Source organism: Kitasatospora herbaricolor, from assembly GCF_030813695.1.
GTDB classification, from domain to species: domain Bacteria; phylum Actinomycetota; class Actinomycetes; order Streptomycetales; family Streptomycetaceae; genus Kitasatospora; species Kitasatospora herbaricolor.
On record NZ_JAUSVA010000002.1, the window covers coordinates 2,794,295 to 2,807,559 of the forward strand.

17 protein-coding genes are annotated in these 13,265 nt (G+C 74.3%); 11 read left to right on the top strand and 6 right to left on the bottom strand.

Features of this window, described 5'->3' with window-relative positions; translation table 11 throughout:
- Positions 1-217: 217 nt before the first annotated feature.
- Positions 218-1,033, top strand: coding sequence for a site-2 protease family protein (locus J2S46_RS12530; protein WP_191293417.1), 816 nt, complete (start codon positions 218-220; stop codon positions 1,031-1,033).
- 66 nt (positions 1,034-1,099) lie between these two features.
- Here J2S46_RS12530 and J2S46_RS12535 read toward each other — a convergent pair whose 3' ends face one another.
- Together J2S46_RS12535 and npdG are read right to left on the bottom strand one after the other, a co-directional pair.
- On the bottom strand, positions 1,100-1,294 hold the full coding sequence (locus J2S46_RS12535; RefSeq protein WP_191293419.1) for a hypothetical protein: 195 nt from the start codon (positions 1,292-1,294) through the stop codon (positions 1,100-1,102).
- 187 nt (positions 1,295-1,481) lie between these two features.
- Positions 1,482-2,174 carry an NADPH-dependent F420 reductase gene (gene npdG / locus J2S46_RS12540; protein WP_191293420.1) on the bottom strand — a complete coding sequence of 231 codons (693 nt, stop codon included), beginning with the start codon at positions 2,172-2,174 and terminating at the stop codon, positions 1,482-1,484.
- A gap of 47 nt (positions 2,175-2,221) precedes the next feature.
- Between npdG and J2S46_RS12545 the strand changes: the two genes are divergently transcribed.
- A complete protein-coding gene (locus J2S46_RS12545) occupies positions 2,222-2,806 on the top strand; it encodes a hypothetical protein (protein WP_191293421.1) in 585 nt (194 codons plus the stop codon).
- Positions 2,807-2,926: 120 nt separating this feature from the next.
- A complete protein-coding gene (locus tag J2S46_RS12550) occupies positions 2,927-4,243 on the top strand; it encodes an MFS transporter (protein ID WP_191293423.1) in 1,317 nt (438 codons plus the stop codon).
- Positions 4,244-4,276: 33 nt separating this feature from the next.
- On the opposite strand, the gene J2S46_RS12555 is transcribed toward J2S46_RS12550, so the two are convergent.
- On the bottom strand, positions 4,277-5,239 hold the full coding sequence (locus J2S46_RS12555; RefSeq protein ID WP_191293425.1) for an AraC family transcriptional regulator: 963 nt from the start codon (positions 5,237-5,239) through the stop codon (positions 4,277-4,279).
- 152 nt (positions 5,240-5,391) lie between these two features.
- Between J2S46_RS12555 and J2S46_RS12560 the strand changes: the two genes are divergently transcribed.
- Positions 5,392-5,889 (top strand): anthrone oxygenase family protein, encoded by a 498-nt coding sequence (locus tag J2S46_RS12560; RefSeq protein ID WP_191293426.1) that lies wholly within the window; start codon positions 5,392-5,394, stop codon positions 5,887-5,889.
- A gap of 100 nt (positions 5,890-5,989) precedes the next feature.
- Here J2S46_RS12560 and J2S46_RS12565 read toward each other — a convergent pair whose 3' ends face one another.
- Entirely contained in the window at positions 5,990-6,223 is a 234-nt protein-coding gene (locus tag J2S46_RS12565; RefSeq protein ID WP_073923178.1) for a hypothetical protein, read from the bottom strand.
- 116 nt (positions 6,224-6,339) lie between these two features.
- Here J2S46_RS12565 and map point away from each other — a divergent pair, with 116 nt between their 5' ends.
- A complete protein-coding gene (map, locus tag J2S46_RS12570; protein ID WP_191293428.1) occupies positions 6,340-7,185 on the top strand; it encodes a type I methionyl aminopeptidase in 846 nt (281 codons plus the stop codon).
- Positions 7,186-7,313: 128 nt separating this feature from the next.
- On the opposite strand, the gene J2S46_RS12575 is transcribed toward map, so the two are convergent.
- Positions 7,314-8,015 (bottom strand): bifunctional DNA primase/polymerase, encoded by a 702-nt coding sequence (locus J2S46_RS12575; RefSeq protein WP_191293430.1) that lies wholly within the window; start codon positions 8,013-8,015, stop codon positions 7,314-7,316.
- A gap of 439 nt (positions 8,016-8,454) precedes the next feature.
- Here J2S46_RS12575 and J2S46_RS12580 point away from each other — a divergent pair, with 439 nt between their 5' ends.
- The gene (locus J2S46_RS12580) at positions 8,455-8,727 is read left to right on the top strand and encodes a DUF8847 domain-containing protein (RefSeq protein WP_073923175.1); all 273 of its coding nucleotides are present in this window, start codon (positions 8,455-8,457) and stop codon (positions 8,725-8,727) included.
- 64 nt (positions 8,728-8,791) lie between these two features.
- Complete coding sequence (locus J2S46_RS12585) at positions 8,792-8,995, top strand: hypothetical protein (RefSeq protein ID WP_191293444.1); 204 nt, start codon at positions 8,792-8,794, stop codon at positions 8,993-8,995.
- A gap of 85 nt (positions 8,996-9,080) precedes the next feature.
- Here the strand turns inward: J2S46_RS12585 and J2S46_RS12590 are convergent, their stop codons facing one another.
- Positions 9,081-9,776, bottom strand: a complete 696-nt coding sequence (locus J2S46_RS12590; protein ID WP_191293432.1) for a PadR family transcriptional regulator — start codon at positions 9,774-9,776, stop codon at positions 9,081-9,083.
- Positions 9,777-10,080: 304 nt separating this feature from the next.
- On the opposite strand from J2S46_RS12590, the gene J2S46_RS12595 reads away from it, so the two are divergent.
- The 4 genes from J2S46_RS12595 (at position 10,081) to J2S46_RS12610 (ending at position 13,162) form a co-directional block, all read left to right on the top strand.
- The gene (locus J2S46_RS12595; protein WP_191293434.1) at positions 10,081-10,671 is read left to right on the top strand and encodes a dihydrofolate reductase family protein; all 591 of its coding nucleotides are present in this window, start codon (positions 10,081-10,083) and stop codon (positions 10,669-10,671) included.
- Between the two features lie 245 nt (positions 10,672-10,916).
- The gene (locus tag J2S46_RS12600) at positions 10,917-12,221 is read left to right on the top strand and encodes a hypothetical protein (protein WP_191293436.1); all 1,305 of its coding nucleotides are present in this window, start codon (positions 10,917-10,919) and stop codon (positions 12,219-12,221) included.
- A 114-nt stretch (positions 12,222-12,335) separates the two neighbouring features.
- A complete protein-coding gene (locus J2S46_RS12605) occupies positions 12,336-12,734 on the top strand; it encodes an ACT domain-containing protein (RefSeq protein WP_073923171.1) in 399 nt (132 codons plus the stop codon).
- Between the two features lie 170 nt (positions 12,735-12,904).
- A complete protein-coding gene (locus tag J2S46_RS12610; protein ID WP_073923170.1) occupies positions 12,905-13,162 on the top strand; it encodes a metallothionein in 258 nt (85 codons plus the stop codon).
- Positions 13,163-13,265 lie beyond the last annotated feature (103 nt).

A 13,265-nucleotide genomic window follows, 5' to 3' on the forward strand; every position in this document is an offset into this window, starting at 1 on the left:
TCGGGCGGCGCCGCGCTCCCGGGCCCGCCGGCCGAGCGGGCGGGGCCCCGCCCGCGGACCGGAACCCGCGACGCCGTCCCGTACGTTCACCCGGGGCGGCTTGTCCGGGCCGGGGCCGCCGGGCATGATCGGTTCCCTGCCCGCCGTGGGCACCGCCCCCTGCGGGCGTCCGCCCCCCGTGTCGTCCCTACCCTCGACCCTCCGGAGCCTGAGCATCATGACCTTTGCCGAAGCACGGCGCTCGCGCAGCGAGGACCGCCGGATCAGCCCGGTGTTCTGGGTGCTGCTGGCGGTACTGGGCACCTCCGGCTGGGCCGTCTGGTCCGGCTACGGGAACTCCGGTTTCGGGGTGTTCCTGTTCGTGGTGGCGGGCTGGATGGTCTCGCTCTGCCTGCACGAGTACGGGCACGCGCGGACGGCGCTGCACGGCGGGGACATCAGCATCGGTGCCAAGGGTTACCTGACGCTCAACCCGCTGAAGTACACCAATGTGCTGTTCAGCTTCGTACTGCCGGTGGTGTTCGTGATCCTGGGCGGCATCGGCCTGCCCGGCGGCGCGGTCTACATCGAGCGGCACCGGATCAAGGGGCGGCTGAAGCACAGCCTGATCTCGGCTGCCGGGCCGCTGGTGAACGTGCTGTTCGCGGGCGTCCTGCTGACCGCGGTGGGCGCGGGTTGGTTCGACGACCCCGACCGGCTGATCGAGATCGGCGGCCGCACCCTGGACCTCTCGCCGCTGCCGGCCGCGCTGGCGTACCTGGCGATGTTCCAGGTCAGCGCCGCGCTGCTGAACCTGCTGCCCGTCCCGGGCCTGGACGGCTACGGGATCGTCGAGCCGTGGCTGTCGCCGAAGGTGCGGCGCGCGGTCGAGCCGTTCGCGATGTACGGGATGCTGGCCGTGTTCGCGCTGCTGTGGCAGCCGCAGGTGAACCGCTTCTTCTTCGACGTGGTCTACGGGATCACCGAGCTCTTCGGCGTGGACCGCGGGGTGATCTGGATCGGCGACTACCTGTTCCGGTTCTGGAACCACTGAGCCCGGTCCGGTCCTGGAGGCACCGGACCACTGATCCGGCCCACCGGGCCGGAGGACCGGGGCGGCTCAGATCGCCGGGTCGGCCGCTTCGGCGGCCTTCGCCAGCCGCTCCTTGCGGACGTGGAACCAGGCGATGTTGCTCGACACGCCCGCCAGCAGCACCCAGACCACGCCCAGCCAGTTGCCCTGCACGAAGGACACCACCGCGGCGGCCACCGCGAGGATGAGGACGATCGAGGCGTAGAGGGCGGTGCGGGGCATGGCGGGGGGCTCCTAAAGCCGGGTACGGTCGGCTCCCATTGTCACCGAAGGCCCCCTCGACGCGGTCGAGGGGGCCTTCGGCACGGCGCGGCCGGGGCGCGGGACGGCCGGCGGCCCAGGTGCCCGGCGGGGCCTGGGACGGCCCGGGACGGCCGGGCCACGGGCCCTCGGCCGGACGCCGGTCGGGTCAGACGTCGGTGATCCGCAGCCCCGCGTGCGCCTTGTACCGGCGGTTGACCGAGATCAGGTTCGCCACCAGCGACTCCACCTGGTGGGCGTTGCGCAGCCGGCCGGCGAAGATGCCGCGCATGCCGGGGATCCGCCCCGCCAGCGCCTGCACGACGTCGGTCGCCGCCCGCTCCTCGCCGAGCACCATCACGTCGGTGTCGATCTCCTCGATCGACTCGTCCTGCAGCAGCACCGCCGAGAGGTGGTGGAAGGCCGCGGTGACCCGCGAGTCGGGCAGCAGGGCGGCGGCCTGCTGGGCGGCGCTGCCCTCCTCCGGCTTCAGGGCGTAAGCGCCCTGCTTGTCGAAGCCCAGCGGGTTGACGCAGTCCACCACGATCTTGCCCGCGAGCTCCTCGCGCAGCGCCGACAGGGTGGCGGCGTGGCCGTCCCAGGGCACCGCGACGATCACGATGTCGCTCTCGCGCGCGGTGGTGGCGTTGTCGGCGCCCCGCACCCCGAGACCCAGCTCGGCGGCCGAGGCCTCCGCCCGCTCCGCCGTGCGGGAGCCGATGATCACCTGCTGGCCGGCCTTGGCCAGCCGGTACGCCAGGCCCCGGCCCTGGTCGCCGGTGCCGCCCAGGACGCCTACCACGAGCCGCGAGACGTCGGGCAGGTCGTGGGCCGGGTTGGTCACTGAATCGAGGGATGTCATGCCGATGATCCTGCCAAAGCCCCGGGCCCCACGACATGCTTGACGGCATGGACGCGGTGAGAGTTTCGGCACTCCGGGAGAGCCTCGCCGGAACCGGCTGGATCGAGTCGACGCGCGCCTTCGCCGGCGCGCTGCGGCACTCGGTCACCCGGCGCTCGGCCGGCGGCCTGCTGCTGGTCGGCGACGCGGGCTACGAGCCCTGGCACCTGGCCGCCCATCTGGCGGACGAGGCCGAGCGGTCGGGCGTCCCGCGACTGGCCCCCACCCTGCTGCGGCACGCCGTACCGCCGGGCGCGCCCGCCCACCTCGCGCACGGCCTGACCGGGCTGGCGGCGGCCGGGCGTGGCGCCACCGTGCTGGTGACGGCCCCGGGCGAGGCCGGCCCGCCGCTGCTGGAGCGGGTGCTGGACGCCCGCCGGGCCGGGGCGACGGTGCTGACGGTGGAGACCGGCGACCGCGAACTGGCCGCGCTGGCGCACGAGTCGCTGACCGTCGAGGGAGCCGCCGGGGAGCCCTTCGAGCTGGTCCAGCACCTGGTCAGCGCGGCGGCCGGGGAGCGTGCCCCGCGCGGCGGCTCCCGGTTCGCCGCGCTGGTGCGGCGGCTGACCGCTCCCCCGGTGGCCCGCTGGTGAACCGGGGCCCGGTGCGGCCGGGCAGCGCGAGCGGGGCGGGCGACAGCGGGCCGGGCGGGCGGCGGGCCGGGCGGAAATCCCGTTGCGCGCGGCGGCCGGCCCGGCGGAAAATTCCCCCTCGTGAACGACGAACCACCGCATACAAACCGGCCGCGCGCCCTGCTGCGCGGCCTCCTCCCGGACCTGGCGCCCTGGCGCTCGTCGCGGGACTTCCGGCTGCTCTGGAGCGCCGGCTGCGTCACCACCTTCGGCAGCTTCCTCACGTACATCGCCGTCCCGCTCCAGATCAAGGAAATGACCGGCTCCTACCTGGCGGTGGGCCTGGTGGGCGCGGTCGAACTGATCCCGCTGATCGTCTTCGGCCTGTGGGGCGGCGCGCTCGCCGACGCGCTCGACCGGCGCAAACTGGTGCTGGCCGCGGAGGCCGGGCTGGGCCTGCTGTCCGGGCTGCTGCTGCTCAACGCGCTGCTGCCGACCCCGCTGCTGTGGCCGGTCTACCTGGTGGTCGGCCTGGTCGCGGCCCTGGACGGCCTGCAGCGCCCGGCGCTGGACACCCTCACCCCGCGGATCGTCGCGCACGACCAGATGACCGCCGCGTACGCCCTCACCTCGCTGTACCGCAGCGCCGGTTCGATCCTCGGCCCGGCGCTGGCCGGTCTGATCGTGGCCTTCGCCGGGGTGCAGACCGCCTACGCGCTGGACGTGCTGACCTTCGCCGTCTCCCTGCTGCTGCTCGCCCGGATGCGGGCGGTGCCGCCGCCCACCGGCGCGGCGAAGCCCTCGCTGGCCGGCATCGCGGCCGGCCTGCGGTACGCCCGCGGCCGGCCGGAGCTGCTGGGCACCTACGTGGTGGACATCTGCGCGATGCTGTTCGCCTTCCCCAACGCGGTCTTCCCCTTCCTGGCGGACGAGTTGGACGCGCACTGGGCGCTCGGCCTGATGTACGGCGCCTCGGCGGTCGGGTCGCTGCTGGTCTCGGCGACCAGCGGCTGGGCGTCCAGGGTGCACCGGCACGGGCGGATGGTGGTGGTCGCCGCGATCGGCTGGGGCGCCGCGATGGCGGGGGCCGGCCTGGCGGGCGACATCTGGCTGGTGCTGCTCCTGCTGGCGGTGGCGGGCGGCGCGGACAACGTCAGCGGCCTGGGCCGGGCCACCATGTGGAACCAGTCCATCCCGGACGAACTGCGCGGCCGGCTGGCCGGCGTGGAGCTGCTGAGCTACTCGGTCGGCCCGCAGCTGGGCCAGGTCCGGGTCGGCGCGATGGCGGGGGTGATCGGCGTCCGCGGCTCGATCTGGGCCGGCGGACTCGCCTGTGTGGTCGGCGTGGTCGCGCTGGCGGCGGCGCTGCCCAAGCTGCTCGCCTACGACGCCCGGACGGACCCGCACGTCGCCGCGGTGAAGGCCGAACGGGAGAAGCACCCGCTCCCGGTGGGCTGACCCGTCGTCATCTCCCCCGCGCCGGCGGGCCGCTCAACCGCGGCCGGCCGGCGCGGGGTCGGCCCGCCGGCCATCGCGGTGCGCCTGCGGGCTGACCCCGCGTTCGCGCTTGAAGGCGGTGCTCAACGCGAAGGCGCTGCCGTAGCCGACCCGGCGGGCCACCGCGCCGACCGTGGCCTCCGGCTCGCACAGCAGGTCGGCGGCGAGCGAGAGCCGCCGGCCGGTCAGGTAGGCCATCGGCGGCTCGCCGACGAGTTCGGTGAAGCGGCGCGCCAGCGCGGCCCGCGAGACACCGGTCTCGGCCGCGAGCAGGGCGACCGTCCAGGGCCGGGCCGGGTCCGCGTCCAGCAGCTTCAGCGCCCGGCCGACCACCGGGTCGCCCTGGGCCCGGTACCAGGCGGGGGCACCGGCCTCCGGGCGGGAGAACCAGGCCCGCAGGACGGCGATCAGCAACAGGTCGAGCAGCCGGTCGAGCATCACCTCCTGGCCCGGATCGTCCCGGCCGATCTCCTCCGCCAGCAGCGCCGGCAGCGGGCTGCTCCATGCCTCGGCGGGCAGCACCAGCACCTGCGGCAGGGCGGCCAGCAGCCGCCGGCTCACCTCGCCGTCCAGCTGGTAGGTACCGCTGATCAACACGGCCGAGCCGTCCGGGTCGTCACCCCAGGTGCGCACCCCGAGGTCCATGTCGTCGCAGAGCTCCCGGCCGTCCGGGGTGGTGGACAGCTCACCGGGGTGGATCACGATCTGCGGCTCGGTGGCCGGGTCGTCGGCGATCGTGTACGGGTCGGGGCCGCGGAGCACCGCGATGTCGCCCGGCCGCAGCCGCCGCGGCTCGCCCGCGTCCGGGACGATCCACGCCTCGCTGCGCTCCACCTGGACCAGGGTGAGCGGCGCGCGGTCCTGGATCCGCAGCGACCACGGCGGGTCGAGCACGGATCTGAGCAGGAAGGCGCCCCGGGCCCTCGGCCCGTCCAGCAGACCCGCGAGTGCGTCCATACCGCCGAGTCTAGGACAGCGCCTGGACGCCCGCGTATGCCCGTGAGCCTCTCGGCCATGGCCCCCGCCGGCGGCGCCACGGTTGACTGACAGAGCGACAGAAACCGTCCGCACCCGGCCCCGGCCGCCGCCCCAGCCTCCAGGAGATCCCGATGCCCGTGCTCAGAACCGCCTCACTGCTCGCGGCGACCGTCACGATGGGGCTCACCGCCGGCCTCTTCTACGCCTACGCCTGCTCCGTGATGATCGCGCTGCGCGGGGTCGACGACCGCGCCTTCGTCGACGTGATGCAGCGGATCAACACCTCGATACTCAACGGCTGGTTCGGGATCGGCTTCGGCGGCGCGATCCTGCTCACCGGGATCACCGCGGCGCTGCACCGGCGCGGCTCCGCGCGGTCGGTGCTGCCCTGGATCGTGGCCGCGATCGTGCTGTACGGGGTGATGTTCGTGATCACCTCGGCCGTCAACGTGCCGCTCAACAACCAGCTCGCCGCCGCCGGCGCCCCGGACCGGATCGCCGACCTTGCCGGGCTGCGCGCGCACTTCGAGGACACCTGGGTGCGCTGGAACGTCGTCCGCGCGGTGACCTCGACCGGCGCCCTCGGCTGCCTGGCCTGGGCGCTGGTCCTGGAGGGGCGGATCCGCTGAACCGCGGCGCCCGGCCGGCGACGCACGGTGACCGGGCGAGGGCGGCGGACGGACCGGCCCGCCGGCCACGGACGGGGGCCGGCGGGCCCGGGGCCCCGGGTCAGTCCTCCTTGGCGCCGGCGGCGGGTTCGTCGTGCCAGCGGGGGTCGTTGCGCCACTCCCGGTTGCGCTCGTCCGCGATCGCCAGCGCCTGGCCGGCCTCCTCCCGGGAGGCGTACGGGCCGAGCCGGTCCTTGGCGGGGCACTCCGGGCCCTCCTCGACCTTGGCGTGCTTGATGCAGTAGAACCACTCGCCGGGCTTCCCGGTCGGCTTGCGGTTGAATCCCAGAGCCATCTCGGGCCTCTCCTGTCGGTCGGACGTCTGTTGCTCGGCCTCATGTCGATCATGCCCGGCGGCGCCCCGGCACAACCCGCCGGGGCGGCCGGGACCCGGCGGATAGACTCGCCGTCATGGCTCTCGTACCCGGCATCCAGTCCCCCACCCGCAAGGTTCCGGCGCACATCGCCCGCCCCGAGTACGTGGGCCGGCCCGCGCCCACCCCGTACACCGGGCCCGAGGTGCAGAGCGCCGAGACGATCGAGAAGATGCGGATCGCGAGCCGGATCGCCGCCCGGGCGATGGAGGAGGCCGCGAAGCTGATCGCGCCGGGGGTCACCACCGACGAGCTGGACGCCGTCGCGCACGAGTACATGTGCGACCACGACGCGTATCCGTCCGACCTCGGCTACCGCGGCTTCCCCAAGTCGATCTGCACCTCGGTCAACGAGGTGATCTGCCACGGGATCCCGGACTCGACCGTCCTCCAGGACGGCGACATCGTCAACATCGACGCCACCGCGTACATCCACGGGGTGCACGGCGACCTCAACGCGACGTACCTCTGCGGTGACGTGGACGAGGAGTCGCGGCTGCTGGTCGAGCGCACCCGGGAGTCGCTGAACCGGGCGATCAAGGCCGTGAAGCCGGGCCGGCAGGTCAACGTGATCGGGCGGGTGATCGAGTCCTACGCCAAGCGCTTCGGCTACGGCGTGGTGCGGGACTTCACCGGGCACGGGATCAACACGTCGTTCCACTCCGGGCTGATCATCCCGCACTACGACAGCGAGCGGGCCACCGAGGTGATCAAGCCGGGGATGACCTTCACCATCGAGCCGATGCTCACCCTGGGCACCTACGACTACGAGATCTGGGAGGACGGCTGGACGGTCGTCACCAAGGACCGCAGGCGGACCGCCCAGTTCGAGCACACGCTGGTGGTGACGGCGGACGGCGCCGAGGTGCTCACCCTGCCGTGACGCGCCGGTCGTGACGCACCCGTCCTGACGCGCGCCCGGGCCCGCCGCCGTGACCTTCCCGGCCGGGCCCGGACCGCCGATCAGCCGCACAGCAGCACAGCCGGTCAGGCGGTCAGGCGGTTAGGCGGTCAACCGATCAGCCACTGCTCCTCGGCCACCGCACCGACCTCGGTGCAGGCGTCGGTCAGCACGTCGAGGACCCGCAGCGGGTCCGGCAGCGGCTGCTCGGGGCCGCGCAGCCAGCGCACCTCGGAGCCGTCCGGCAGCGCGGCCGGCGGGAGCAGCGTGTACGAGCCGCGGCAGTGCCAGCGCAGCCCGGGGTGCTCGGACATGGTGTCGGGGGTGGAGTCCAGCGCGCTGGGCCACCACTCGTCCTCGTCGACCGGGGTGCCGCGGGTGGCGGTGAAGAACAGGTAGCGGTCCGATCCGACGGCGGCGACCGGGCCGTCGATGCCCAGCTCGGTGAGTCTGGCCAGGGCCAGCACGCCGGCCTCGGCGGGCACGTCCAGGACGTCGTGGGCGCGGCCGGTGGCGGTGATGAAGTTCGCCTGCGGGTCGCGCGAGAGCCAGCGGGCGAGCTGCTCGGGATCGGTGGTCGCCTGCGTCTGCCAGGCGAAGGACACCGGGTGCTGGGCCGGGGCCGGGCAGCCGACCCGGTCGCAGGAACATCGGTAGCCCGCCGGATGCGCGGCCGGTGCGAGCGGGAAGCCGGCGCGGACGGCGCCGAGCAGCTGATCCAGTCGGGCGGCGGGGCTGTCCTGCGCCACCGGGCGGACCCGCTGACGATCGCGCTTCTGCCACCAGGTAGTCCACCTGCTGCTGGCTTCCATCGGGCCCCTTCCGTACACCTGCCGTGCCTGGTGCGGCACAGCATCGGACGCAACTCATGCGAGGCAACACCGGACGGGCCCCGCTGCTTCCCGGGGGGCACGGTCTGCCGTCTCCGCCGCCCGGCCGGAGCCGGGGTCACCGGACGGCCGACGCTCGGGGTCACGGTACGGAGTACGAGAGTTGCGGCTCGGCGGACGGGCGCGCGGGCGCGCGCCTCACCCGGCCCGTACGGGCCCGCTGACCCGGGTGATGACCCGAGGGCGTACAGAGCAGGATAAGGGTGTGAGGGACCTGTGGATGACCGGGGGCGGTGCATCCCCGGTCACACCACGACCGGTCACCGACCGCATCCACCCGCCCGGTCACAACCGGTCACGGCCGAGGGCCGCCGACCTACCCCCCACCGCGCCGGAGGCGCCGAGGTGAGAGGCTGGTGGGGTGAGAAGCGCGGACACCGAATTCATCGGCGGACCACTGGACGGCCGGATCCTGCCGATCCTGCTGGGGCCGTTCAACGGCGTGCCCAAGACCTACCGGGTGCCGGTGCCCGCCCACGGGGACGTACCGGCCGAGACGCTGGTCTACGTCCGCGCGAAGCAGCACCGGGGCGCCCGCTGGCACTGGCGCTACGAGTTCGACGGACCGGCGTCGGGCCACGCGCCCGACCCGTCCGCGGTCACACCCGAGCAGTCCGGGCACACGCCCGAGTGACGGCGGCGCCGCGTCCGGAGGTGCGGACGGCCCTGGCGGCCGCCGCGGCGGCAGGAGGACGGACATGGCGCACGTCAAACGGCACCGGAGAGCCGGCGGCAGTGCTCACGGCGGCGTCCGGCGGGGCCGGCAGGCGGTCTTCCTGGCGGCCGGGCTGCTGGTGCTGATCAGCCTCTACAGCGTGACGATCGGCTCCAACGGCTGGCTGTGGTTCGGCTGGGCGGTGCTGCTGACGGTCTGCGCGGCCCTGTTCGCCGTTCGCGACTAGGGCGCCCGTCCGGGCCGCGTCCGACGCGGCCCGGGGCCGCGCGCCAGGTCGGCGGCACCGCCCGACCGCTCTCCCCCCTCGTCGGTCAGTCATCCTCGGCGAGGATCAGGTAGAGCTTCTTCCGTGCCTCGGTGAGAACGGCGAGCCCCTTGGCGCGCTGCGCCTCGTTGCCCGTGGCCATCACCTGCCGGATCGCCGCGTCCACCGCGCCGAGCGCCTGGCCGACCTCCTGGACGGCCTCCCAGTCGACCTCGCGGCCGGCCTCCGCCCACGGCTCGTCGGCGCCGGCCTCGGCCTCGGCCCGGCCCGCCTCGGTGAGCTGGACCAGCCGCTTCCCGGAGATCTCCTGGGCCGTGATCAGCCCCTCCTCCTCCAGCAGCTGGAGGGTCGGGTAGATCGATCCCGGGCTCGGCCGCCAGGCCCCGCCGGTGCGCTCGCCGATCTCGGCGATCATCTCGTAGCCGTGCATCGGCCGCTCCTTGAGCAGCGCCAGCAGCGAGGCGCGGACATCACCGCGCCTGGCCCGCCCGCCACGGCGGCCACGCGGCCCGCCGTGCCCGCGGCCATGACCGCCGAACCCGTGCCCGAACGGCCCGCCGGGCGGCCGGCCGGGGAACCCCGGCCCACCCGGCCCGCCACCGAACGGCGGCCCGAACGGCCCGAAGGCCCGCCGCCCCTCGAATCCCTCGCCGGGGATCTCCCCGAACTCCGGGCCACGGCCGCGACGACGTCCGCCGCGCCCGCCTCCCTCTTGCTCCCCGTACCGGTTCCCTGGGCGCATGACGCCCACCACCTCTCGTTGCGGACAGTCTCGAAGTAACTGTCTCGATAACTCGACGATATATCGGTGACTGTCGCTCGTCAACGGATTCCGACTGTCGGCCACTGTCCTGCGACAGGTGACCCGGACCGGTTGCCAGCACAGTTGGACCGGGGCGTTCGTCACGGCGGCGTCGGCCCGCCGCAGGTCGGGCCCGGGACGGTGGCCCGCCAGGGGTCGGGCCGAGGTGGACCCCGAGGGCCGGCGGGAAGAGCGCCGGTTCAGGACGCGCCGATCCGGGACACCGCGAGCGGAGGAGAGCCCCGTGGGCAAGGTGGTCATGTACGGCTCGGTGTCGGTGGACGGCTTCGTCGCGGACGAGAACGACCGGCCCGGCCCGCTGTTCGACTGGCTGACCAGCGGTGACGTCCCGCTGGACGCGAGCGGTGAGCTGAAGGCGTCGCAGACGTCCTACGACTGCACCCGGCCCTACCGGGACGGGATCGCAGTCACGGTCGTCGGCCGCCACGTCTTCGACCCGACGGACGGCTGGGACGGGAAGCCGCCGGGCGGGATCGATCACGTCGTCGTCGTGACGCACCGGCCCGGGCCCGAGGGGTGGAACCCGGAGGCGCCGTTCCACTTCGTCGACGGCGTCGCGGCGGCCATGGCCGGGGCGCAGGAACTTGCGGGTGACCGCACGGTCGAGGTCGCCGCCGGCGACGTCGGCGGCCAGGTGCCGGCCGCGGGCCTGCTCGACGAGGTGCGCATGGACGTCGTACCCGTCGTGTTCGGCTCCGGCAAGCGCTACTTCGGGTCGGTCCACGCGCAGCACCTGCTGGAGGATCCCGACGTGGCGATCCAGGGCGACCGGGTACTTCACCTGCGCCATCGGGTGCGCCGCCGGCCCGTCTGAGCGGGTGGGCGAAGAAGTCCCCATGGGAATCCCCATGGGAAGGGGACGGCGCCCGCCGGGGCCCGGCCGGGCCCCGGCGGGCGCGATCCGGGCACGCGCCCCCGAGGCCCCGGGCGGGGCCCGCGCTCCGGTCGCGCGCGGGCGCGGGAGGCATGCCGGCGTTCACCACCAAGCCCCCTGACGGATCATCGGCAGAATGCGCGAAGGCCTGTCACTCGCGTCGGGGCCGGGCTAGCGTCACAGAGATGTTGAAGTTCAGCGGGCAGCCCGCGGTGCCGAACAACGTCCAGACCTCGCTGCAGTCACTGGTGGACAACGCCGGCCTCCTGAGCCCGCAGCTCAGGGACCTCCTCTCGTTCGTCCGGACCCACGAGTCGGTGCACCTCTTCGTCCAGGTGCTCGACTCCGGGACCGGCGCCCACGGAAACACCGGCACCTACGTCAGCCTCCCCGAGGCCCCGACCGGGACCCTGGTCGAGGAGGCCTTCCTGAGCGGGCCGGCCCTGCTCCTCGGACGGCACGAAGCGTTCGTCAAGGTCACCGTCGAGGCCGGACCGGGTTCGTCCCCGGCGGAGGCGGCGACCACGCTGCTGCACGAGCTGGAGCTGCACGCGGCACCGGCCGTCCTGCTGCTCCAGCGCCTGGCCCTGACGGCGGAGGGCGACGACGCCCGGCTCGGGCTGGTGCTCGACCGGCTGCGCCGGACGGACGAGCACACCGACCTGGACCGCCAGGAGCAGTACGTCCGGTCGGCGGCGCGCATCCGCGCGGCCGCCCAGGACAGCGCCACGGCCGGCTGGGCCGCCGCGCTCCTGAACCGGGTCGGCCAGGACGCCACCGAGCAGTTCGCGGCCTACGAGGCCAAGAGCCCGGACAAGGACGAGGCCTCACCCGCCCGGGTCCAGTGGCTCATCGCGCTGATCGCCGGCGTCGGCCGGGCCGGCCCCGACGCGGTGGCCGACCGGCCGAGGCCCGGCCCCCGGAAGGCCCGCGCCCGCGCCGCCGCGGTCTCCGGCCTCGACCCGGCGGGGCTGCTCGCCCGGCGGCTGACCGAGCGCGTCGGCATGCTGGACGCCGTCGACGAGGCGCGGGCGGTGTTCGGCCTGCCGGTCGGGACGGTGCTGGACCTGTACTGCCGGCAGCTGGTTCCCGCGCTGCTCGCGCAGGCGCCCGGCCACGGACTGGACGACGTGGTGCAGCAGGTGGTCTTCCTGAAGTACCACGGAGTGCCGGACCTGGTCGCCCTGGACGCCGTGGACGCCGCGGGCACCGCCTCACCGCCGGCGGTGGCGGTCGCCGGCTCCTGGCCACCGGCCGGCCTGCCGGTGTTCTGGCTCAGCAACCGCGAACGCGGCTCGTGGACCCAGCTCACCGGCCTGCCCGAGGCGCTGCAGCGGGCCAGGGGCATCGAGCACGGGAGCCTGCTCTACCTCGACGGCCAGATGTACAAGGCCGCGGTGCGTGACACCAAGCCCGACCGGGACCTGCAGACGACGCGGTTCTTCCCGCACACCGCGACCGGCGCCTTCGTGGCCCTGGTCAAGCAGTGAGCGGACGGCCGGGGCCGGTCCCGCGCCGACCCCGGCCCGCCCGCGCCGGCCGGCCGTACGCCACACCAGGCGAGGGGCGGGACAGCCGGGCGCCCAGCCGCTACGGTGGCCGCCATGGCCGGTGAAATGGATCTCGCGAAGCTGCTCGGCGGAATGCGTCCCCAGCTCAACCCGGGGCGCTACGTGTACTGCACCCTGCCCGCCAAGGTGCCGCCCGGCATGCGACCGGTGGTCACGGTGGCGGAGCCCGAGGGCGTGACCGTGGTGGTCAGCCAGCAGGAGGCGGACGACCTGGGGCTCCGCTACGAGTACGTGGCCGCCTGGATCACGCTGCAGATCCACTCGGCGCTGGCCGCCGTGGGGCTGACCGCCGCCGTGGCCGGACGGCTCGCCGAGGCCGGGATCAGCTGCAACGTGGTCGCGGGCTTCCACCACGACCACCTGTTCGTCGCCGCCGACGACGCCGAGGCCGCCGTACGGGCCCTGGAGGAGCTGGCGGCGAGCCAGGCCTGAGCGCCCCGGGCCCCACCCCTCGTCCGATCCCCGGCCCCTCGCCCCCGTCGCCCGGCCCCGTCCCCCGGACGGCCGAACGCCGATGGCCGGGCCCGGGAGGCGCCCCGACACTGGGACTCGCTGAGCGCCGTCCCGGCCGGTCAGCGCCGACAGGAAGGGAGACGGACCCCATGGCGGTCTGCGACGTCTGCAGGAACGACTACTGGCTGGCCTTCGAGGTGAAGACGATCACCGGCGACACCTACACCTTCGACAGCTTCGAGTGCGCGATGGAGAAGCTCGCGCCGCGCTGCGAGCAGTGCCAGGTGCGGATCGTCGGCCACGGCGTGGAGGTCTCCGGGCGCTTCTTCTGTTGCGCCAACTGCGCCCGGGTCAACGGCGGCCTGGGTGAACAGATCCGCGACGCCGTGGGCGCCCACCCCTCCTGAACCGCCGCGCGTGACCCGGAAGGCGGCCCCCGTCCAGAACGAGGACGGGGGCCGCCTTCGGCCTGCGAGGTGCCGGGTGCCGTGCGCCCCGAGGGCCGGCCGG

Bases quoted from the DNA above. Each gene is read 5' to 3' on its own strand.
- J2S46_RS12530 (WP_191293417.1), top strand. From the start codon at position 218: ATGACCTTTGCCGAAGCACGGCGCTCGCGCAGCGAGGACCGCCGGATC.
- J2S46_RS12535 (WP_191293419.1), bottom strand. From the start codon at position 1,294: ATGCCCCGCACCGCCCTCTACGCCTCGATCGTCCTCATCCTCGCGGTG.
- npdG (WP_191293420.1), bottom strand. From the start codon at position 2,174: ATGACATCCCTCGATTCAGTGACCAACCCGGCCCACGACCTGCCCGAC.
- J2S46_RS12545 (WP_191293421.1), top strand. From the start codon at position 2,222: ATGGACGCGGTGAGAGTTTCGGCACTCCGGGAGAGCCTCGCCGGAACC.
- J2S46_RS12555 (WP_191293425.1), bottom strand. From the start codon at position 5,239: ATGGACGCACTCGCGGGTCTGCTGGACGGGCCGAGGGCCCGGGGCGCC.
- J2S46_RS12560 (WP_191293426.1), top strand. From the start codon at position 5,392: ATGCCCGTGCTCAGAACCGCCTCACTGCTCGCGGCGACCGTCACGATG.
- J2S46_RS12565 (WP_073923178.1), bottom strand. From the start codon at position 6,223: ATGGCTCTGGGATTCAACCGCAAGCCGACCGGGAAGCCCGGCGAGTGG.
- map (WP_191293428.1), top strand. From the start codon at position 6,340: ATGGCTCTCGTACCCGGCATCCAGTCCCCCACCCGCAAGGTTCCGGCG.
- J2S46_RS12575 (WP_191293430.1), bottom strand. From the start codon at position 8,015: ATGGAAGCCAGCAGCAGGTGGACTACCTGGTGGCAGAAGCGCGATCGT.
- J2S46_RS12585 (WP_191293444.1), top strand. From the start codon at position 8,792: ATGGCGCACGTCAAACGGCACCGGAGAGCCGGCGGCAGTGCTCACGGC.
- J2S46_RS12590 (WP_191293432.1), bottom strand. From the start codon at position 9,776: ATGCGCCCAGGGAACCGGTACGGGGAGCAAGAGGGAGGCGGGCGCGGC.
- J2S46_RS12600 (WP_191293436.1), top strand. From the start codon at position 10,917: ATGTTGAAGTTCAGCGGGCAGCCCGCGGTGCCGAACAACGTCCAGACC.
- J2S46_RS12605 (WP_073923171.1), top strand. From the start codon at position 12,336: ATGGCCGGTGAAATGGATCTCGCGAAGCTGCTCGGCGGAATGCGTCCC.
- J2S46_RS12610 (WP_073923170.1), top strand. From the start codon at position 12,905: ATGGCGGTCTGCGACGTCTGCAGGAACGACTACTGGCTGGCCTTCGAG.